Annotated in this window: 22 protein-coding genes and 1 riboswitch; of the genes, 3 read left to right on the top strand and 19 right to left on the bottom strand. The window is 37.0% G+C overall.

Going from position 1 to position 20,007, the window contains the following annotated elements; genetic code table 11:
* Positions 1 to 151 precede the first annotated feature (151 nt).
* The 6 genes from DBX25_RS09105 to DBX25_RS09080 form a co-directional block, all read right to left on the bottom strand.
* The gene (locus DBX25_RS09105) at positions 152 to 3,403 is read right to left on the bottom strand and encodes a winged helix-turn-helix domain-containing protein (protein WP_108670471.1); all 3,252 of its coding nucleotides are present in this window, start codon (positions 3,401 to 3,403) and stop codon (positions 152 to 154) included.
* A gap of 173 nt (positions 3,404 to 3,576) precedes the next feature.
* Positions 3,577 to 4,347, bottom strand: coding sequence for a TatD family hydrolase (locus tag DBX25_RS09100; protein ID WP_108670470.1), 771 nt, complete (start codon positions 4,345 to 4,347; stop codon positions 3,577 to 3,579).
* On the bottom strand, positions 4,334 to 5,092 hold the full coding sequence (locus tag DBX25_RS09095) for an ABC transporter ATP-binding protein (RefSeq protein ID WP_240620224.1): 759 nt from the start codon (positions 5,090 to 5,092) through the stop codon (positions 4,334 to 4,336). The genes DBX25_RS09100 and DBX25_RS09095 overlap by 14 nt, the downstream gene beginning before the upstream one ends.
* Positions 5,079 to 5,858, bottom strand: coding sequence for an ABC transporter permease (locus tag DBX25_RS09090; protein ID WP_108670469.1), 780 nt, complete (start codon positions 5,856 to 5,858; stop codon positions 5,079 to 5,081). Before DBX25_RS09090 ends, DBX25_RS09095 begins: the two co-directional genes overlap by 14 nt.
* Positions 5,855 to 6,139: a thiamine-binding protein gene (locus tag DBX25_RS09085; RefSeq protein WP_108670468.1), complete on the bottom strand. Its 285-nt coding sequence runs from the start codon at positions 6,137 to 6,139 to the stop codon at positions 5,855 to 5,857. The genes DBX25_RS09090 and DBX25_RS09085 overlap by 4 nt, the downstream gene beginning before the upstream one ends.
* Positions 6,140 to 6,152: 13 nt before the next feature.
* Positions 6,153 to 7,148, bottom strand: coding sequence for an ABC transporter substrate-binding protein (locus tag DBX25_RS09080; protein ID WP_108670467.1), 996 nt, complete (start codon positions 7,146 to 7,148; stop codon positions 6,153 to 6,155).
* 134 nt (positions 7,149 to 7,282) lie between these two features.
* Positions 7,283 to 7,392: riboswitch (TPP riboswitch) on the bottom strand.
* A 132-nt stretch (positions 7,393 to 7,524) separates the two neighbouring features.
* Here DBX25_RS09080 and DBX25_RS09075 point away from each other — a divergent pair.
* A complete protein-coding gene (locus DBX25_RS09075) occupies positions 7,525 to 8,088 on the top strand; it encodes a thioredoxin family protein (RefSeq protein ID WP_108670466.1) in 564 nt (187 codons plus the stop codon).
* A 94-nt stretch (positions 8,089 to 8,182) separates the two neighbouring features.
* Here the strand turns inward: DBX25_RS09075 and ybaK are convergent, their stop codons facing one another.
* From ybaK to DBX25_RS20570, 5 genes are all read right to left on the bottom strand, one after another.
* Positions 8,183 to 8,659: a Cys-tRNA(Pro) deacylase gene (gene ybaK, locus DBX25_RS09070; RefSeq protein ID WP_108670465.1), complete on the bottom strand. Its 477-nt coding sequence runs from the start codon at positions 8,657 to 8,659 to the stop codon at positions 8,183 to 8,185.
* A 99-nt stretch (positions 8,660 to 8,758) separates the two neighbouring features.
* Positions 8,759 to 8,899 (bottom strand): hypothetical protein, encoded by a 141-nt coding sequence (locus DBX25_RS20820; protein ID WP_170110124.1) that lies wholly within the window; start codon positions 8,897 to 8,899, stop codon positions 8,759 to 8,761.
* Between the two features lie 39 nt (positions 8,900 to 8,938).
* Entirely contained in the window at positions 8,939 to 9,574 is a 636-nt protein-coding gene (locus tag DBX25_RS09065; RefSeq protein ID WP_108670464.1) for an FMN-dependent NADH-azoreductase, read from the bottom strand.
* Positions 9,575 to 9,766: 192 nt separating this feature from the next.
* Complete coding sequence (locus DBX25_RS09060; protein ID WP_108670463.1) at positions 9,767 to 10,531, bottom strand: MerR family transcriptional regulator; 765 nt, start codon at positions 10,529 to 10,531, stop codon at positions 9,767 to 9,769.
* A 141-nt stretch (positions 10,532 to 10,672) separates the two neighbouring features.
* Entirely contained in the window at positions 10,673 to 10,828 is a 156-nt protein-coding gene (locus DBX25_RS20570; protein ID WP_157950926.1) for a hypothetical protein, read from the bottom strand.
* 248 nt (positions 10,829 to 11,076) lie between these two features.
* On the opposite strand from DBX25_RS20570, the gene DBX25_RS09055 reads away from it, so the two are divergent.
* Positions 11,077 to 11,256, top strand: a complete 180-nt coding sequence (locus DBX25_RS09055; protein WP_108670462.1) for a hypothetical protein — start codon at positions 11,077 to 11,079, stop codon at positions 11,254 to 11,256.
* Between the two features lie 284 nt (positions 11,257 to 11,540).
* Positions 11,541 to 11,945: a hypothetical protein gene (locus DBX25_RS09050; RefSeq protein ID WP_240620223.1), complete on the top strand. Its 405-nt coding sequence runs from the start codon at positions 11,541 to 11,543 to the stop codon at positions 11,943 to 11,945.
* A gap of 51 nt (positions 11,946 to 11,996) precedes the next feature.
* Here the strand turns inward: DBX25_RS09050 and DBX25_RS09045 are convergent, their stop codons facing one another.
* The 8 genes from DBX25_RS09045 to DBX25_RS09015 all read right to left on the bottom strand — a co-directional run bounded on the left by DBX25_RS09045 (position 11,997) and on the right by DBX25_RS09015 (position 19,959).
* The gene (locus tag DBX25_RS09045; RefSeq protein ID WP_108670461.1) at positions 11,997 to 12,425 is read right to left on the bottom strand and encodes a cytidine deaminase; all 429 of its coding nucleotides are present in this window, start codon (positions 12,423 to 12,425) and stop codon (positions 11,997 to 11,999) included.
* A 61-nt stretch (positions 12,426 to 12,486) separates the two neighbouring features.
* Complete coding sequence (gene abc-f, locus DBX25_RS09040) at positions 12,487 to 14,385, bottom strand: ribosomal protection-like ABC-F family protein (RefSeq protein ID WP_108670460.1); 1,899 nt, start codon at positions 14,383 to 14,385, stop codon at positions 12,487 to 12,489.
* A gap of 211 nt (positions 14,386 to 14,596) precedes the next feature.
* Complete coding sequence (locus DBX25_RS21755) at positions 14,597 to 14,728, bottom strand: RAxF-45 family protein (protein ID WP_420812934.1); 132 nt, start codon at positions 14,726 to 14,728, stop codon at positions 14,597 to 14,599.
* Positions 14,729 to 14,853: 125 nt separating this feature from the next.
* Positions 14,854 to 15,843 (bottom strand): LCP family protein, encoded by a 990-nt coding sequence (locus tag DBX25_RS09035; protein WP_108670459.1) that lies wholly within the window; start codon positions 15,841 to 15,843, stop codon positions 14,854 to 14,856.
* Between the two features lie 71 nt (positions 15,844 to 15,914).
* Positions 15,915 to 16,865 (bottom strand): phosphotransferase enzyme family protein, encoded by a 951-nt coding sequence (locus DBX25_RS09030; protein WP_108670458.1) that lies wholly within the window; start codon positions 16,863 to 16,865, stop codon positions 15,915 to 15,917.
* Positions 16,866 to 17,037: 172 nt separating this feature from the next.
* Complete coding sequence (gene megL / locus DBX25_RS09025; protein ID WP_108670457.1) at positions 17,038 to 18,246, bottom strand: methionine gamma-lyase; 1,209 nt, start codon at positions 18,244 to 18,246, stop codon at positions 17,038 to 17,040.
* 208 nt (positions 18,247 to 18,454) lie between these two features.
* Positions 18,455 to 18,649, bottom strand: a complete 195-nt coding sequence (locus DBX25_RS09020) for a hypothetical protein (protein WP_157950925.1) — start codon at positions 18,647 to 18,649, stop codon at positions 18,455 to 18,457.
* An 89-nt stretch (positions 18,650 to 18,738) separates the two neighbouring features.
* Positions 18,739 to 19,959, bottom strand: a complete 1,221-nt coding sequence (locus tag DBX25_RS09015) for a DEAD/DEAH box helicase (RefSeq protein ID WP_108670455.1) — start codon at positions 19,957 to 19,959, stop codon at positions 18,739 to 18,741.
* Positions 19,960 to 20,007 lie beyond the last annotated feature (48 nt).

Below are 20,007 nucleotides of genomic sequence, written 5' to 3'. Positions count from 1 at the left end.
TACTATTTCTCCATGGATTTCGAGTCTAAACCTAGTAATTTATATCCAAAATCGACAAATTTCCACACAATCCTTTTTTCCTAGAAAAAATTTAAAAATAAAAAAGTGGTGTAAAAATTGTCATGATATGACGATTTTTGCACCACTTTTCTTATTGCCTAAATGCTCCTATTTCAACTGCTTCCATAATCATTTTGTACATTTCTTTCGTAGCTTCTAAAGGTTCTACTCCCATTTCTTCCTGCAAAGTTTCACAGCATTTTTGGTACCATTTCAAGCTTTGGGGACGATTGTTCTTTAAATAATAGCTGTACATGAGAAGTCTGTATGCTTCTTCCCATGTTCGGTCTTTTTCTAGTATTTTTTCACACCAATATATGGCACTGTTCATATCCTTTGTAGCGATAGAGGCTTGAGCCATTTTTTCTGCTCCACGTAAAAAGATGACTAGTAATCTCTCTCTTTCATTTATGCACCAATCTTCAAATCTTCTTTCTGGTAAATAGTCACCTTCATAAAGGCGCAGTCCTTTTTCTAAATAGGCCTTTGAATGTGATGGTTTTTTTTCTTCTAGACCAGCCAAAACCCATTCCTCAAAATTTTTCGTATCTAAAATATAGCCAGCGTTTGGATTTAAGCCATATCCATTGCCGGTACGTTTGATAAAGAATGGTTGTGACCTAGCCTTTCTATTAGGTTCCAGTGCATTGTTCAAAGCATTCAATGCTACCTTGAAGTCACGGTCTGCCGATTTTTCTTCTTGATTCGCCCAAAGTAAATCTAGGATTTGTTGTTTTTGGAAAAATTCTTTTTTATAAGTGATGAATAACTCAAAAAGCTCTCTTGCCTTTCCTCGCTGCCAATCTTTTTCTTTCACTTCCCTATTACCTAAAAACACCTTAAAAGCACCTAGTGTTTGTATTCTTAGTGTAAAACCAGGATGAAGTTCCACATCGGATTGGCCTAGGTCTATAAGCAATCTTGAAATATATGGATCTTGAATATGTCTCTTTTGCGCTTCTAAAAGTAAAGGAATCATTTGCTGTATATCGACAGGTCCAAAAATTGTTCTTGATTTAAAAATAAAATCAAATTGTCCAAATTGAACGCGTTGCAGAAGTTTTAAACATTCTTTTTCAAAAGTTTCCCAATCCATTTCAATATACGAACTGTATGTTTTCCATAGACTTGTAACCGTAAGTCCATAAGAATCTTCACATTCCGAAAATAGATTTTCTGTCTCTTCTAAGTAGCCCTTTGCTTCTTCCAAACGATTGCAATGGATAGCAGCAATCGAAATTCCAAGCTTAATATAGGCAGATAACCACATATCATGTACTCGCTCTGTTTCATGTAAGGCAAGATTTCCGTATTCCCATGCTTTTTCAAAATCTTCATTACCAGCATAGTAGATACATAACCCCATATAGGGTTCCGCTTTCCCTCTGGAATTGCGTAAATCATCCATAATTTGCAAAGAAGTTTCATAGCATTGGATTGCAAGCTGAGATTTATAGGAAGTCACCATTTGAACAGCGTGTCCCATACGAATCCATCCACAAGCTTCAATATAAGGAGATTTCAGTTGTATCCCTTGTTGTATAGCTTCCTGCGCATATTTTTTACTTTCTTCTCCTTCACCCATAAAGGCAGAAATTAGGGAGAGTAACAAATCGGTTTCTCGATGATACTGTGGGATATGATTATCTTCTAAAAATGGATTCTCTTTTTTCCGATCAAGCAAAATGGACTTCGCTTGCTTTAATCTGCCTGTACGCAAGTTAAGCCTAGCCAATAAGTTTCCGTCATCCAAGATTAATTCAAGGTTTCTTCCTCGTTCTAACCATTTTTCTGCTTTACTTACTTTACCACTATTGATTAAATTTTCGGCCATGAGGTGATACAAACTTACTTTATCATCGTTAGAGAAATCATCATTTCTTTCACGACTCTCAATCGCAAGTTGGAGATAACGCTCTGCCTTTCCAGGCTGGATTGTATCAAGAAAAATCTTTGCCATTCCTTCATATGCAAGGCTAGAAGTCCTCAAATCCCCTCTTTTCTGACTATGGTGGATAGCCAATTCATAGCAAAGTTCAGCCTGGTCGAATTTCGATTGTAACCTCTCTACTTCAGCTTCGAAAAACCAGAGCAAGTAAAATGTATCCTTTGCTGAATGCTCTATCGCCTTAATCCGATCATTTAAGGTTTGAAGCTTACCTTCCTTTAACAATTGAAATCCATAATCTTGTAGGATTTCAGCTACAGCCGTCCAACGTCCGCTTTTTTCAAGATGGTATAAGCTAGCCTCGGTCATTCCCTTTCTTTCAAAATATCTTGCCGCACGATCATTTAGCTGGCGATATTCATAAGGCTGATTTTCTAAAAATCGTTTCTCCAGTAATTCCTTAAATAATGCATGATATCGATAAAGTCCTTCGCCAATAGACTGAATAAATATATTCTTGTCGGAAAGCCCTTCCAAAACAGAAGCTGCTCCATCTAAATCTAAAATATAGCTACATGAATCTATCGAAATCTCCTCTAAAATACTAGTTTGCTCTAAAAATGTCTGCACCATCGGAGATTGCTTCAACAATACTTCTAGAGCAATATATTGAAATAAATCTTCAAGAGATCGGGTCCGGTTCTGAATAAGTTTTGATACATTTTTCTCGATTTGGAGCTGCTGACCAATAAATCCGAGGGCAATCACCCAACCTTCAGTTAATTTGCAAACAGCTTCGACTTCTTCTTCCGATAACGAAACTCCGTATGTATCCAATAACAAAAGCTCTACTTCATCCTTCAATAAGGTTAAATCGAATTGGTTAACCTCTAATAATTGCCCTCTTACCTTTAAACGTGTCAACCCTCGCCACCTTGGCCTACTTCTACTGGATATCACGAGATGAAAGTTTGGCGGACAATGTTCCAAGATGTTCTCCATAAATTCCTCTATGACAATGGATTTTTCAACATGATGGAAATCATCCAACACTAAAGTTACTTCTTCTTCCATGGTAAGCATTTCATTAATAAAAAGCGTCCCTAGCATTCGTACTTCTTCTTCACGGAAAAATTGACTTCCTTTTGCAATCTCGTCCAGCAAATCATGCCCAAACTTAGGGTGTTTGGATTGAATACTGTGGACCACATACATAAAAAAAGGTAAAAAATCATCATCCCTTGAAGATATGCTGTACCAACATGCTTCGCTCTTTACATCATGTATATAAAGGGATAATGCTGTACTCTTCCCGTAGCCTGCTCCTGAATAAATTAACGTTACTGGGTACTCCTCGATCTTCCTAAATTTCTGGAACAGTTTGGCCCTTCGGAGCATGGAATCCTTGATGCCAGGAGGGATTAATTTCGTTTTTATAATTCCAAATGGGTTCATAATACACCTCCTATAACTTCTGAATTTTCTAATATTTTATCACACAATAGTTCACGGTGTTATTAAAAACCATAAGGATTCAAACCTAAAAAAAGCCTTACCAAGACATAAATGCTCCTTATGTTTTGGTAAGGCTTAAAGTAAAAAGTATGGATGCTATTTCAAGTCATTTATTACAATCCGTAAAAGTTAACCGTATTCCTGTAAATGATATCTGAAAGTTTTTGTAATGGTACGTTCTTAATTTCCGCTATCTTGGCAATAGATTGAGTCAGCATATTAGGATGTGTCATCCTTCCTTCAAACGGGCCTTCAAAAAGCCATGGTCCATCCGTTTCAAGCATTAAAAGCTCTATAGGATAGCGCCGTACAAGATTTTGGATTTCTTGTTCATAGCAAACATCGGGAGTAACGGACACATGAAAGCCATTATTAATCATTCTATCAATGGTCTTTGAATCACCTTTAAACCAATGAAAATGAGCCTTGGCAATTGAATGCTTTTCTAAAAGACTACAAGCTATTGGAGCAACTTCGTATACCGCATGGAGAATGATTGGCTTATCGAGCTTTTTAGACAATAATATAAATTGCTCGAGCAACTCGATGTACTTATGCATTTCAACCGTATTCCCTTCCAACCTCCGATAATAGGGAAGGCCAACTTCACCTACGGCCACCATTTCATCTTCATACTGCTCTATCCAAGTTAATAACTGTTCAATTTCAAATTCTGTTGGAAGGTCTTGTTCAGGATGGAAACCGAATGCAGGCTTAATTCTTGAATCAACTTTCGAAAGAGCCTTGTTCTGAAGACAAGATTCTAATTCCATTGAAACAGAGATTAGAGCGTCCACACCTGAATATTCCATCTCACCTAAGATTAACCTTTGTTGATTACTATCATATTTATCAAAATGAATATGGCTGTCAATAAATCTCATTTATTTCCCCTTGTTTATTAGTCTCCAATAGTGCATAAAGCTCCCGTTTTAAGTCTAGACACTCCTTACTAAGTAGCAATTCCTTAGAACGTGGTCTTGAAAAATTCAAATTCATTTCATGAATCACCTTAGCTGGTTTATTAGACAAAACAAGTATTCTATCTGACAAAAAAATCGCCTCTTCCATACTGTGGGTAATAAATAATACAGATCGTCTATCTTTTTCCCATATGGACAACAACCATTGCTGCATCTCTAACCTTGTTAATTCATCCAATGCCGAAAATGGTTCATCTAAGCACATGAATGATTGAGGACTTAACAATGTTCGTAAAAATGCTACCCTCTGCTTCATTCCACCTGATAATTGATGTGGAAAATCTTGCTTGTATTTGCCGAAGCCAGCACGTCCTAGCATAGATATAGCTTTTTCCCTATCAACCTGCCCGGAGATATCAGCACCTAAAAGTACGTTATCCAATATGTTACGCCATGGAAGTAATGCAGGCTGTTGTGGCATATAACTAATATGTCCCCTTGCGCCTATTAAACTTTTACCTTGTAATGAAATCGACCCTCGATCGGGTTTTAACATACCACCAATTAATTGAAACAAAGTACTCTTCCCACTGCCTGATGGTCCAAGAATTGAAACAAATTCGCCTTCTTTCACTTCAAGATTTAAATTCTCAAGAATCTTTTCTTTTCCATCAAATGAATAACTTAATGAATCAATTGTTAACACGAGATATATCCTCCTTTCGATTCCAGGAGACAATCATTCTTTCCATAAACGTGATTACAGCAAAGAATAGTAGGCTTAGTGACATGATAATAAATATGGCTACGAAAACTCGATCGGTTCGGAATGAAGAAGATGCCAGTGTCATATAAACACCAATTCCAGTTTTAGCGCCAAGCCATTCAGAAATTACCGCTCCCATGACGCTGTATGTCGCTGAAATCTTTAAACCTGAAAAAATAAAAGGAAGGGAATTAGGCAGTTCTAACTTCCAAAATTGTTGTTTTTTTGTTGCGCCCATCATCTCAAAATAATGCTTCCATTCGTATGGTGTTTGCCGGAAACCATCTAAGGAAGCGACCACCACAGGAAAAAAGCAAACCAAGGCTATCACGATAAGTTTTGGCAATAAACCAAAACCAAACCAAATCACAAGTAAAGGAGCAAGGACAATTATCGGGACGTTTTGGGATAAAATTAGCAAAGGATATACCGTCTCTTTTACCAAAGGAAATAGATGAAGAATAACCGCCATTCCCCAACCCAATAAGCTTCCTATTGCAAGTCCCAAAACCGCTAAACGTACTGTAGCCCATAAATGCCCCTGTAATCCACCAAACGCTAAAAAACCTTCTTTAAAAACGGCAGTTGGTGATGGTAGCAGCCAAGCTTCGATAGAAAAGACCTTAACTGCTACTTCCCAAACAAGCAACAAAACAACGAAAAGGAAGAAGGATAGTCCCTTCTTCCAACCCTTTTTCCTAATCATGCCCTATATTTCTCCGTTAATGTTCCCATGGTAATGCCGGTTGGTTGATACAAGATTTTCACTTGAGTAATGACATTTGGAGAACCTAGCTCTATCATTCTTTGATTCATTTTCTCCAAAATCGCGAGTAAATCTGAAAGCTCACCCTCCATTGTCGTTTCAAGCGGATGTACCTCATATTTCACGCCTGATTCGTGAATAATTGTAATCGCCTCATCTACTAAAGGAATGACGTTTTCCGCTTTCGGTATGATTTGTACACTCATTAAAGTACTAGCCATTTCTTTTCCCCTCCTATTTCGGTAAAAATTCGTTCGTAAATGCTTTTTCTGGATCAAACTCCCCTTCAAGAAGCTGGTTCTCAGTCATCCATTCGGCATAATTTTTCCATACATCAAGCTTTTGCTCTCCCCAACGTGATGCATCATCTTGATACTTTGGCGCTAACCATTCCTGGCTCTTCTTAACTAAATCTGCATCTAAATCTGGTGCACTCTTCAATAAAATATCTGCTGCTTCTGAAGGATTTTCAATTGCAAACTGATATCCTTTTGAGGCCGCATGGACGAAAGCTTCTACTGTGTCTGGATTATCTTTAATCATTTTTTCATTCGTTGCTAGCACAGGTGTATAGTAATCTAGCTTATCTGAATAATCGGTAAGATAAACCATATTGATTTTTTCGTTTCGGAGCTCAGCTTCAACCCCTGTCCAACCGTAATAAATCCATGCAAAGTCTATATCTCTTTTAACAGAAGTAAAGAAATCACTGTCTCCGGTACTAACGATATCTACTTTATTGACGTCAGCATTTTCCGTTTTCATGATGGATTCAATGACTGCCTTTTCAACTGGAGATCCCCATCCACCATATGTCTTACCTTCAAAATCCTTAGGAGATGCAATGTTTTTGGCAACAGGAGAAGCAAAACCAGAAGTGTTATGCTGAATAACTGCTGCTACAGAGACAAGGGGAACTCCTTGCACTCGTGCCTGTGTAATACTCTCTTGATAGCTTACACCGAACTGAGACTTCCCAGATGCAACGAGTTGATCGGCACCCGCCTCTCCTGGCATAATAATCTCAACATCCAATCCTTCCTCTTCAAAAAATCCCTTTTCCTTTGCCACGTATAATCCTGTGTGATTCGTATTTGGAGTCCAGTCTAGGACAACCGATACCTTTTCTAAATCCTTAATATCCTTATCTTCCTTTTCTTTACTTGCCATGTTTCCACTACAGCCTGTTAACAAGCTAGCAGTTAGGACAAGCGCTAACCATTTCTTCATGTCTATTCCTCCCTATGTATAATGGAAGTTCATAGTAATGCAAGAACCGTTCGTCATCGGGTCTGTTTTTCTAGTTTAAAACTCTACTAAATACAAAAAACGCCCGATGGCAGAATCGGACGTTAACATACAAAAAAGCGTAATCATATGTTCCCTCCGCTGGCATCAACCAGATCAGGTTCAAAGAGTCAGCGTCTTATGGACGCTATCTCAGCCGACAACATCGGCCCCCCTACATGTTTGTTACTTATGAACTTTTCACTAGTATTATAGCAGAAAGTTTTAAAAATCAATTATTTTTTTTATTATTGAATTGAATTCGTTTGAAAAGACCACACTCATAAAAGCATGTTATGATGACAAAAGGAGGGATATCATGAGCAATTTACATGTTTGGTTTGAGAAAGGTGTTTCGCATGAAGAATATATCGCTAGTATGACTGTACATAAAGAAAACCTACAAAAAGTCGCGGATGAATTTTCGGTATCAGATGAAAGTAAATTAATGCTTTCAGAATTGAAGGATCAGAATATTTCTGCTATCGTCCTGACAGCTGACTGGTGTGGAGATGCAATGGTTAACGTGCCTATCTTCAAAAAGCTGGCAGATTTAGCGGGGATTGAACCACGTTACTTAATCCGAGATGAGAATCTTGAGCTGATGGATCAATACTTAACGAACGGAACTGCTCGTTCGATTCCCATTTTTATTTTCATTGATGACAAAGGAAATGAAATCGGGAAATGGGGCCCTCGTGCTCCAGAAGTACAATCTGTTGTTGAAGACATCAAACGAGGTATGCCCGACAAAGATGACCCAGCATACAAAGATGCATTTAAAGCTTTTGTAGAAAAAATATCTACCCGTTTTACTACAGATAAAGCGTTATGGAGGATAATAGAGAAAGACATGGTTCACATTTTGAATGGAATGAAATAAAGTGCCCATATCTGTAACATCAAATTGTGAGGACCTTATGTAAATGTAAATTTGAGAGACCAACTTCAATGTAAAGTTGGTCTCTTTTATGGTTTTACTTTGTTAAATCTGCATACTCTCCCTTGATTACCTTAACAAGAGCTTCTACTTTCATTTCAACCTGGACGCCGATATTCCCACCACTAACAATAATAGTATCCAGTGTTTTTGCCCGTTCATCAATGAATGTTGGAAATAATTTTTTCATCCCGATTGGCGAGCAACCACCACGTATATAGCCCGTAACTTTTAACAAATCCTTAACGAGAATCATTTCGACTTTCTTTTCGCCAACAGCTTTTGCCGCTTTTTTCATATCTAACTCTGCTTCAACTGGAATGATAAATACGTAGTAGCTTTTACTTGACCCTTGGGAAACAAGAGTTTTGTAAACAACCTCTTCTACTCTTCCTATTTTTTGAGCAACAGAAACACCATCTATTTTCCCGTCATCCGTACTATAGGTCATCATTTTATAGTCTATTTTTTCTTTATCCAATATTCGCATGGCATTTGTTTTTACTTTTTTCATGGGTATCTCCTTGTCAGATATCATTGAAATAAGTATACAAAATTAAATGCTGCGACTCTATATACTTCTCCAAAAGAAAAAGAGCTATAACGATAGCTCTTAGTTCATAATATATGGATTTCCACTAATCAGTTTTCTCATTTCATCCGTTATTTGAAACGATTCCTGATTAGTCATTTCATCTTTTATCTCGTAGTTTCCTTGCAGACTTCCATCAAAATGTATGGGCTTTTGATCCATAGTTGTCACCTCTCCTATTTATGGTAATTATACCATTTATTAAAAAGTGTGAGCCATATCTTTTGCACGTGCTATAGCATTTTCTTTTATTTCTTTGGCTTTATCCGGCATTGCCGCATGACCCTCCACAAATAACCCATCAAACGACGGAACTCCATAGAACTGCATAATTACCTGCAAATACCGATGACCCATTTCCATAGCCGCCGCAGGTCCTTCTGAATAAATTCCACCACGTGCTTGAATATGTAAGGCTTTTTTTGAAGTCAACAGTCCAACAGGTCCTTCAGGTGTATATTTAAAAGTTTTTCCCGCCACAGAAACGGAATCAATGTACGCCTTAAGAATTGGTGGGAATGAAAAATTCCATAGTGGCGTTACAAACACATACTTATCAGCAGCTATAAACTGTTCACATAATTGGGAAAGACGACCAACTTTTGCTTGTTCTTCAGCGGATAACTCATCAAAACCTTTGCCACTTTGGAGTTTCCCCCAACCACTGAATACATCTACATCAATATGAGGAATATCTTCTTTATATAAATCAAGATGGGTAACCTGATCATCTGGATTTACTTCTTGGTACTTATCGATAAATGCTTTTCCTACAGCCATACTGTAGGATACGGCATCATCATGTGGGTGTGCTGTTATATAAAGAACGTGTGCCATTATATAGCTCCTTTATTGAAAGAATATCTTTTACTATGTGCAAATTCTTCAATAAATAAACATGTTATTAATTGAACGATACATAAATCTACACCGTCCCGAAAATTTTAATGAAGGATCGAATGACATTTAGTCTACCTCACCAAAAAAGACAATACCACATCAAATATGTAGCATTGTCTTTTAAATTAGTTACTTCCTAAAACCTGTATATATATGAACCGCATCTCTTAAAAACTCTGCTGTACCTGGTTGTTCTTTATCGTAGTATGCCTTAAATCTCTCGTCATCTACATACATTTGTGCAAGACCGGCATGCGCCTCTTTACTGTATTCACTCCAATAAAAGGTAAGCCATTTTTTATGCAAGTCTGCTGCTTTTTGAGCAATTTCACTAGCAGGGTCGCCGTTTTTGAAGGCTTTGGCTAATGTCTCTGTTACTTCATTTGCAAGACGAGTAACCTCATTATGTTGCTCCTGTGTCATATTTTTTACCTTTTCATTGCTCTTATTGACAACTTCGTCACCATACTTATCTCGAATTTCTTTTCCATATTTCTTCTCGTTTTCATCTATCATTTTTTGCTTAAAGCCTTCAAACTTTTCTTTATCTGACATTGTAATTCTCCCTTCAGTTAAGGCGATTGTTTTTTCCACATTAGCAATCAGTAAATCCAACTGCTTTCTTTTGTCTAGGAGTTTTTCACGATGTTCTTTAAGTGCTTTGGCACCATCAAAGGAAGGGTCAGTCACGATTTCCTTGATTTTATCTAAACTGATTCCGAGTTCTCTAAAGAATAATATTTGTTGTAGCCGATCCACTTCTGCTTGACCGTATATTCGGTATCCTGAAGAGTTCATTCTTGCCGGCTTAAGAATGTCAATCTCATCATAGTACCGAAGTGTTCTAGTACTAATCCCAGCCATCTGGCCAAGCTTCTGCACTGTATATTCCATCCTTCCACCTCCTGACAACTCTACTCTACACCTTAACGCTACGTGAAGGTCAATACAGATTGAATATAAAAAAGCTTCTTTGAGTACATTTTTACTCGAAGAAGCTAACTTATTGCAATTTCTATATTACTTTCACTAACGTTATATACAAAATTTAAATTGTTTATAAGTTATGCAATATTTTTTACTTGGATCCACTGGGTACAGATGATATGTCTCAACGAATTTCTCTTGAATATTCATTTCTTCCCTTTTCAGTTTAACCATTTCCTCAATTGTAAAGTGATTAATATTCACTGTAATCGCCTCCTTGTTCTTACTGTTAATATACGAAATTAACGAACAGGATACATTCTTCGGTAGTTTGATTTTCACCTACAACTTAAGGCTGAATTATTTTCCTACTTACTCAGCGACTTTCCTCAGACCGATGTCACTTTGCTTTTTTAAATTAACTCTGGATTACTTATTCCTTTTAATAAGAATAAAAAATTGACCAATCCCCAAACTAAAACTGTTTCTATTATTTATCGAAGGAGGATATTATGGCGAAACGAACACAAAAGCACGACGGTGATCAAAAGAATAAACAAGGCTTTAATGCGGCAGTTACCGATTCAGAATTTGGTCAAGAAATGGGTAGTGAAGTAGCTAATCAACTTCATAAAGAAAAAGCCAAAAAAGCTAGAAAATCAAATGCAATGGCTCAAAAAATGAATGATTAGTAAAACATACAAGATATAAGTGAAAGAGGGTGTCCATTGACACCCTCTTTCAGCGTTTGGTAATAAATTGATCTGTTTCGGTAATAAAATTGAGATTTTCGGTAATAAAAATCAAACGTTCGGTAAATTGTGATAATAATTTGGTAAAATCAGCTTAATCTCAGAAAAACCTAGTGTTTATAGTCACCTTTTTCCAAGCTACAATCATTACTATAAATATACTGTACTATTTCCTTTCCCCTCACAATAAAATAGAATATCTGTTCGTTGTGGAGGGGGAAACTTTGATAAATAAAAATGAATTGCTCATGACAGGTGATATGCTTAGCAAGTATTACGAGCTTAACAAGAAGAAAAAAGAAATAGAATTAGAGCTGAATGAATTAAAGGATTTATTTCACCAGTATTTCGATAACCAAATGGGAACAAAAGACAAAGCCGAAGTAACCATTAATGGCTACAAACTTCAGAGACAGATACGAAAAACAGAGAAGTTTAACGACGACTTAACTATTCAAAGACTAGAAGAATTAAAGATGAACGATCTTATACAAGTAATAAGAAAGCCCGATGATGTGAAAATTAAGGCCGCCATTAATCTTGGATTGATTAATCCAAATGATTTGGAGGGATGCATAACCACCTCCTTTTCTCCAGCGATTTCCGTCAAACCCGTAACACCAAGATAACAGGAGCCCAAGTGGCTCTTTTTTCTACTCCTTTTTTAATCAAACGATTGATTAAATTTTTGTCCTAGTATATTTCATTGGGAGTAAATCTGAGACATCACATTTCACGTTTTCTTGTTCGTACGGGATTATCACTTTCATGTCAATTCCATAATCGTTTAATAGCTCTCTACACATCCCACATGGAGTGACGACATTAATTTCTTGTATTTCCTCTTCTAAATCAGGATGGCGTACTGCAACTATCGTATCAAACTCTTTATAGCCTTCTGATATGGCTTTTCCTATTACCATAGCTTCTGCACATACCGTAATTCTACCAATATAGGCCTCTACATGTACCGCTGTAAAAATTTCACCAGACTTCGTTCTTAAGGCTGCACCTATATGGTGACGGTCTAATTCATAACACTTTTTTATTATCTCTTGAGCAGCTTGTATCAACTCATGGTCTTGTTCAGATAATTTCATGATATTCATTGCATTTTCCCCTTATCATGTAATTGGCAAAACAGCACAAAGGGGGTAAGTCCCCTTTGCCTTAGTTTAAAACGCTTTCTAAAGTACGATATAGTTCTTCTCTTTTTTGCTCTAAATCCCTTTGTTTAGTAAACATCGATTGGAGAGTGTCTAAGTCACTTTCGTTTTGCATAGAAGCTTCTATTAAAAGAAGCTCCCCTTCAACCATTTCAATTTCCTTTTCCAGCTGGTCTATATTCACGGTTTTTTCTTTCAACTTAACTTGGTTTCCAGTAGGTTTTGCGGATGACTTTTTCGGTGATTCGTTCATCCCTGACTTTATATCCTTCTCGTTTTTTTCAATTAACTTCTTTTTTGCCCATTGATACGGCCCTTCAAAAAAGTGCATGTTCTTATTTTGAATCCAATAGGTTTTATCGAATAGTTTATTTAATAAATAGCGGTCATGCGATACTGCTAAAATGGTACCATGAAAATCTTCAAGGGCATCCTCTAATACTTCACGGGAATCAATATCGAGATGATTGGTTGGTTCATCTAAAATTAACAGATTAAGATCTAGGTGCATTAATTGTGCTAGACGTAGTCGCATTCTCTCTCCACCACTCAATTGCTCCACTTTACGAAAGACGGCAGGTCCGTAAAATAAAAACTTGGCAAGTAGATGCCTAGCTTCTCCTTCTGCAACCTTGATTTCCTCTCTAAATGCCTCTAAAACAGTTGTATTAGGATTGTCAGTATATAAATGCTGTGACAAATAGCCAATCTTCACATTACTTCCAACGTATACACTCCCTATTTCTGGTTTCAGTTCACCTAAAATCATTTTCAATAAAGTGGACTTACCTGTTCCATTATCACCTACAATCGCAGTTCGATCTTTATATTGGATGTGAATGTCTACCGCCTCAAATAATGTTTTTGTCGCGAACACTTTACTAACATTCTTAATTACAACTACATCTTTTCCACTACGATCTGCCTTCTCAAATTCAAGGTCCATTTTCTTTCTATCTAAGATTGGTTTTTTTAGCTTTTCCATCCGGTCTAGTGCTCGTTGCATATTTGTTGCCCTCTTATGGAGGGCTGCACTTGGTGGATTAGAACGATTCGCCCAATCCCGCAATCGCTTAATCGCTTCTTTCATTTTTTTTATTTTTCTTTGCTGCTCTTGGTACGCCTGGAATTCATCTAGTAGCTTCTTTTCTTTTTCAATCATGAATCCAGAATAATTATGGTGGTACAAACAAATCTCACCATCCTCTAAATCCAAGATTTTATTTGTGACTTCGTCTAGAAAATAACGATCATGGGATACGATCACAACCGTCCCTTCATAATCCTGCAAATACTCCTCTAACCATTCGACAGCACTGATATCAAGGTGATTGGTAGGCTCATCGAGTAATAATAAATCAGGCTGTTGAAGCAGCATATACCCAAGACAAATCTTAGTTTGCTCGCCTCCACTTAGCGTCATAAATTCGGTCTCTAACAAACTTACTATCTTCAAACCATTTGCCACTTTTGAAACTTTAGCATCTATTTCATATCCATCTAAATGGATAAACTTTTCTTGAAGATTCCCGTAATCTTTGATTAGAGAATCTAGTTTGTCTGGATTTTGTTCGGATGACATGAGAATTTCAAGATCATTCATTTTGTTGAAAATTTCCCGCGCCTCAGAAAAAGCAGAGTATAATACTTCCTTACCTACTGTTTTTTCCTCAAAATTTGGAATTTGTGACAGATATCCGATTTTAGTACCCTTCTTAATATGGATGACTCCAGCATCTACTGGTTCCATTCCACTGATTAATTTTAGGATGGTAGACTTGCCACAACCATTGCGACCTACAAGACCTACTCTGTCCCTTTCCTGTATTTCGAACGACAAATCCTCAAATACTGTATTTCCTCCGAACATTTTTTTCACTGAGTTTAAACTGCACATTATCATATATTTAATCTCCTTAATTTCTAATTATTAAAAAACAAAAAAGGGTAAAGAAGCGGTATATGGACGCGCTTCCTTACCCTTGGATCGATTCTTCGATTGAAAATAATCGATACACAAAAAAGAGCCCAAAAAGGACTCTCATCATTAAACAATATGTTATGGATCCGTGTCATCACAGACTACTCATATGTTTAAAAGGCGAAGAGAACTTTTACCGTTTCAGTTTCGATATGCAATTTCTAAAAAAGGGCAGACTCCCCCCTTGAAATTTTGCACCATGAAAAATTGCACGAATTACATACATAAACTGTTGTTCTTCACGCAATATTACTGAACGGCTCATTTCTCTTCACCTCCTTATCATAATAGTTTAAATTATAAGAACATTGTATCAAAGTTCCCGCTTCAATTACAAGACTTTCCATCTACTTATTATTATGTAAAACACTCACTATCCGGAACGTCGATTTATTTAATCGTATCTCCATTTTTTGTAGAAGCTATATCTAAAAAATCTATCAGCGCTTTTTTGTTCATCTCGAGATCCGGAATCAATACTTGACCCGCATGTTTCACTCTTGTTTCTGAAAAGGAACCCTTAATCGGAATAATCATTGTTGTGATTTCACTCTTATTTAATACTATGTCTTTCACAATCCCAATAGCCATCATTGGCTCCATATTTGTATCAATATATGGCTGCACTGTTCCTATGATTTTTGGTAGTTTAGATATTCCATTTAAACTAATCAATTCATCCTTTAATGCATTCATTACTTTCTGTTGACGCTCAACTCGAGCAAAATCTCCTCTTGCATCATAGCGAAAGCGTGCATAGCCGAGAAGTTCTTTTCCATGTAATTTTTGAAGTCCCGGTTGTAACGTCACACCAATGTTTTTAGACATTTTTTTCTCTACATCTATTTCAATACCTGATGGCGTTAATGTATCAACAATTTTTTCAAACCCTTTAAAATCAACAAGCGCATAGTAGCTTACATCTATGCCGAAATTTTCTTTGATGGTTTTCCTAAGTAACTCAGGTCCACCTAAAGAAAAAGCAGCATTAATTTTGTTCTTACCTTGGTCTGGAATTTTAACATACGTATCACGCATTATTGACACAAGCTTTAAGGCTTCCGTTTTGGTATTAAACTGCCCGAGCATGATACTATCACTCCGTGAAGTCTGTTTCTCATTAAGTGAGTCTATTCCTAACAAAAGAATATTATATGTTCCTTCTAAAGGAGTACCTTCAAATGTTTCAGGCGGAGGTGGCTTGAATTCATATTTAGTTTCAAATACTTGGGATGGTGCTGCTTGTTTGACACCTTGATCATATTGATAAAAGGAAAATCCAACCCCTGCTACGATGAATAACAGTAAAACTAGGAGAAATCTTTTTACATACTTTCTAATTTTTTTCCGTTGCTGTTTTTTACCTACTCGTGTATCCACAACTAACCACCGATTTCTGTATTTATTAGATTGAATTTATTATTCTCCTAGTTGTCCAGTTATTTTCATGTTTACGAAAATTTACTCCAGAATTCCTGATTCATATCTCCGATGATTGCCCCGGACTTAATCCTTGATTCAATTTCAAGTATGGTATAGGATTGCCAATCCTCCATCACATTGTTTGCCCATACTTTTTTAAATAATGAATATAAGAAAATATCTCTCAATTGTAGAAATATTGGAGTTTGGTGCAGAATAGTGTTTGACAAAAAATGTTCTGAACGATATCCATCAAAAAATGGATCGATAAAATATGTAGAAAACGGTTCTTCGGTCTGAAGGAATGATTGACTCTGCCAATAAGCATGGAATATTGAAGCAGCAATATCCTGTGCAAACCAGTTATATGCACAGTCATCAAAATCAAATAAAGTAATTACATTATTTTTGACATAGAAGTTTCCTTGATGAAAATCATTATGTATCAGTCCATATACTGAATCATTCTTATAATAACGATTAACTTCATTTTGTAAGGTGAAAAATTGGCGGTTAACAAAGTCTTCTACGGGGGGCTCATCCATTCTATATAATTGCCTTGAATGTTCACTCCAACTTTTCCGGCTCATTTTTGGGAATTGCTTTGAAAGAGAATGCATTTTCCCCATTATTTTTCCCCAATTATAGAACATCCTTTTGTTCCATTTTCTTGAGTCAGTGACATCTACTCTCTCACCTTTAGCTACTTCAAAAGCACACATAAAGAGATGATTTTCAAATTCAATTACATTATTGTGTATAGGCCCAGCGACCGTAACTCCAAAATCCTTCAGCTCATCTAAAAATTTTAGTTCACTATTTAGCTCTTCCTTTGACCTGCGCCTTGATAAGCGGAGAATCCATTCCTTATTTACTCCTCTATATAGGAATACATCATTCTGAAATCCAGATGACAAAGGGATAATTTGTTCATGGTTACAGCCAAAATATTCGGTTACCTTTTTTATATATTTTTCCATACATTCTCCTTAGGAAGTCATTATCATCCATTAAACTGAATTATAAAAGTAGAAGCAGCTTTTCACGAAAGGAATACGTTTGAAGAAGGTATACTCAAAAGGGTGACTTTTAAGTCTACCCTCACTTTCCACCAAGGAAAAAATGAGATTAGACTTATTGTCACCCTCTTTGTCATATTTGAATTTCGAATCTATTTCCCAAAGTTGCCAAGCCTTGCTCAATATCATCCCACAGGTCTTCCCAAGATTCTAGTCCAACGGAAAGTCGGATTAGTTGATTCGAAATCCCCATCTTCAGCCTTGTTTCTTCCGGAATAACAGAATGAGTCATGGTCGCAGGATGTTGGATTAAAGTCTCTGCATCACCAAGACTGACAGCAATTTTTATTAATTTTAATGAGTTAAGGAATTTCTGAGCATCCTCCTTAGTTCCGTTAATCTCAAAGGAAATGAGTCCACCACCTTGTTTCATCTGACTTTCTACTATTCCATAATCGGGATGAGTGCGGTCACCAGGATAATAGACGTTTGAAATCTCTGGATGTTGCTTTAATTTTTCAAAGAGTTTCTCTGCATTAAAGGTATGACGGTCCATTCTAACTGGCAAGGTTTTTAAACCCCTAAGTAGTAGCCAAGCATCAAAAGGGGAAATAATACCGCCAATGTCCTTTTGTGTCGTCAGACTAACTCCTTGTATAAAATCCTTCTTCCCTACTACCAAACCAGCTACCACGTCTCCATGTCCACAAATATATTTCGTTGCACTGTGGATAATAATGTCACAACCCAATTCAAGTGGTCTCTGTAAATATGGGGTAGAGAATGTATTATCCACCACGACTGGAATTCCATATTCCTTTGCTACCTTTGCAACCATTCTTAAATCAATCACTTTCATGGTTGGGTTGATTGGTGTTTCCACATAAATACATGTCGTGTTTGGTTGAATGGTCTTTCTTAACACTTGTTCATCATCCATCGCACAAAAATCATGGTGAATATTATACTTTTCTTTCATTAGTTTAAGTAGTCCGAACGTACAACCGTATAATCCTTGCGAACAGACAATATGATCATTCGCTTTTGTCAAAGCAATTAAGACAGCCGATACCGCAGCCATGCCTGAACCAAAGGCAAGACCAGCCTCTCCTTTTTCTAGTGCTGCGATTCTTTCCTCAAGTGCTTTAACTGTGGGATTACCAAGTCGAGAATAGATATATCCATCTTCATTCCCTGCAAAGCGACGTTCCCCCTGCTCTGCACTATCGAATGTAAAAGTGGAAGTTTGAAAGATTGGTGTAGATAAGCTGCCTAGATGGTCCTTCGAATCATATCCTTCATGAATAACAGACGTTTCAAAATTCTTATAGCCTTCTCCCATACGTTCTCTCTCCTTTATATCTAGTTCCTTCACCTACTATCATATGTGATTTCCCTAATAAATGTAAGCGTTTTCTTTTTTTAGTAGCCATATGATAGCGCATAGGCAATCATAATTACCCTTTTTGACTGGGGATTAATCTCTTTTTATAAGGCCGTGTTTAACTCCCAATTTGATTTCTTCCTCCGGAAACCCAAAAAGCGCTCCATCAGCGGTTTACTGACATCTTCTTCAAGGGTTTTTGAACAACTTCAATGGTTTTACGACCAACTACAATGGTTTTACGACCAACTACAATGGTTTTACGACCAACTTCCACGGTTTTACGACCAACTACAATGGTTTTACGACCAACTTCCACGGTTTTACGACCAACTTGTCGAATCATCAGGCATAAAAACAATACTTCTCATTCATACGGGTACAAAATAAACATCTTCCTTTAACATAACCAAAATAAAAAAGAGCGCTAAAATAAGCGCCCACGGTGTATTATTTCCTTTTTCCTTGCCCAGAGAATGACTTCTTTGCAGTAGGTTTCCCCGATGAAGGTTTTGATTTCTTTTCCATCGGTTGTTTTCTTTCGTCTGCAATTTGGCCTTTGAAGAACACTTTTTTAGTTAGGTCAATCCCTAATTTATTTACTAATCGTTTTAAGTCCCGTTCCTCTTGTGGTGTTACTATGGAGATTACCGTGCCTTCAGCTCCGGCTCTCCCCGTACGCCCAGATCGGTGGGTATATTGTTCAATTGTTCTTGGAATGTCAAAATGAACAACATGTGTAAGTCCTTTTATATCAAGTCCACGAGCTGCTACATCTGTACTTAAAAGAATTGGATATTCCCCTTTACGAAAGCCCTTCATAGCTCGTTCTCGGTCCGATTTTTTCGATTCTGAATGTAGTGCAGCTGCCGTTAAATCTTTATATCCTAGCTTAGATAAAGTTAGAGTAATTTCACCGATATCCTTCATAAAGACGAGTCCCTTCATGTGAGGTAATCGAGCAATGCTCTCTAAAACTTTAATTTTGTCACGTGACTCAGAAATAAAATATAGATGCTCCACTTTGGCAGGTGGTAAGTCTTCTTTCCCTACCATGATCATCTCAGGTTCATTCATCATAGCTTTGGCTTGTTCCAATGCTTCTTTTTGAACAGTTGCTGAGAACATTAGTAATTGACGATCCTTCATGGTACTTTTAATGATTTTTTGAATAGTACCGCTATGTTCAGGGACTAATAAAGTGTCACCTTCATCAAGTACAATCGTCTTCACTTCATGCATTTTTAATTTTTTCAAGTCAATGAGCTCTTGAATTTTACCTGGAGTTCCTACTACAATTTGAGGACGATTTTTAAGCTTCTCCAGTTGCCTTTTAATATTGGCTCCACCGATGAATGATGCGGAAACTACCCCACTATCTTTTGACCATTTCTGGATTTCAGAGTGGATTTGCATGACCAACTCCCGTGAAGAAGCCATAACCACAGCCTGTACATTCTGAGAGGATGGGTTTATGTTCTCAAGTATTGGAAGCAAATAGGCTAATGTTTTCCCTGTTCCGGTTGGTGATTCAGCTATAACATCTTTTCCAGTAAGAACTAATGGAATTGATTTACTTTGTACTGCAGTAGGTTCTTGGAACCCTTCCGTTTCCCATGCCTTTTGTATAAATGGTTTCATACTCTTTATTGAAAAATTGGTTTGATCCATATTGTTCTCCTTTATCCGGTTGAATGAATTGTCATCCCATCTAATAAG

It is taken from the genome of Peribacillus acanthi, assembly GCF_003073175.1.
Taxonomy (GTDB): Bacteria; Bacillota; Bacilli; order Bacillales; family DSM-1321; genus Bacillus_BN; species Bacillus_BN acanthi.
Note: the sequence above shows the minus strand (reverse complement) of the source record. Positions and strands in the feature narration are given on the sequence as shown.

Excerpts from the sequence above, each read along its gene's own strand:
- DBX25_RS09105 (WP_108670471.1), bottom strand. The coding sequence starts at position 3,403 with ATGAACCCATTTGGAATTATAAAAACGAAATTAATCCCTCCTGGCATC.
- DBX25_RS09100 (WP_108670470.1), bottom strand. The coding sequence starts at position 4,347 with ATGAGATTTATTGACAGCCATATTCATTTTGATAAATATGATAGTAAT.
- DBX25_RS09090 (WP_108670469.1), bottom strand. The coding sequence starts at position 5,858 with ATGATTAGGAAAAAGGGTTGGAAGAAGGGACTATCCTTCTTCCTTTTC.
- DBX25_RS09085 (WP_108670468.1), bottom strand. The coding sequence starts at position 6,139 with ATGGCTAGTACTTTAATGAGTGTACAAATCATACCGAAAGCGGAAAAC.
- DBX25_RS09080 (WP_108670467.1), bottom strand. The coding sequence starts at position 7,148 with ATGAAGAAATGGTTAGCGCTTGTCCTAACTGCTAGCTTGTTAACAGGC.
- DBX25_RS09075 (WP_108670466.1), top strand. The coding sequence starts at position 7,525 with ATGAGCAATTTACATGTTTGGTTTGAGAAAGGTGTTTCGCATGAAGAA.
- ybaK (WP_108670465.1), bottom strand. The coding sequence starts at position 8,659 with ATGAAAAAAGTAAAAACAAATGCCATGCGAATATTGGATAAAGAAAAA.
- DBX25_RS20820 (WP_170110124.1), bottom strand. The coding sequence starts at position 8,899 with ATGGATCAAAAGCCCATACATTTTGATGGAAGTCTGCAAGGAAACTAC.
- DBX25_RS09065 (WP_108670464.1), bottom strand. The coding sequence starts at position 9,574 with ATGGCACACGTTCTTTATATAACAGCACACCCACATGATGATGCCGTA.
- DBX25_RS09060 (WP_108670463.1), bottom strand. The coding sequence starts at position 10,531 with ATGGAATATACAGTGCAGAAGCTTGGCCAGATGGCTGGGATTAGTACT.
- DBX25_RS09055 (WP_108670462.1), top strand. The coding sequence starts at position 11,077 with ATGGCGAAACGAACACAAAAGCACGACGGTGATCAAAAGAATAAACAA.
- DBX25_RS09045 (WP_108670461.1), bottom strand. The coding sequence starts at position 12,425 with ATGAATATCATGAAATTATCTGAACAAGACCATGAGTTGATACAAGCT.
- abc-f (WP_108670460.1), bottom strand. The coding sequence starts at position 14,385 with ATGATAATGTGCAGTTTAAACTCAGTGAAAAAAATGTTCGGAGGAAAT.
- DBX25_RS21755 (WP_420812934.1), bottom strand. The coding sequence starts at position 14,728 with ATGAGCCGTTCAGTAATATTGCGTGAAGAACAACAGTTTATGTATGTA.
- DBX25_RS09030 (WP_108670458.1), bottom strand. The coding sequence starts at position 16,865 with ATGGAAAAATATATAAAAAAGGTAACCGAATATTTTGGCTGTAACCAT.
- megL (WP_108670457.1), bottom strand. The coding sequence starts at position 18,246 with ATGGGAGAAGGCTATAAGAATTTTGAAACGTCTGTTATTCATGAAGGA.
- DBX25_RS09015 (WP_108670455.1), bottom strand. The coding sequence starts at position 19,959 with ATGGATCAAACCAATTTTTCAATAAAGAGTATGAAACCATTTATACAA.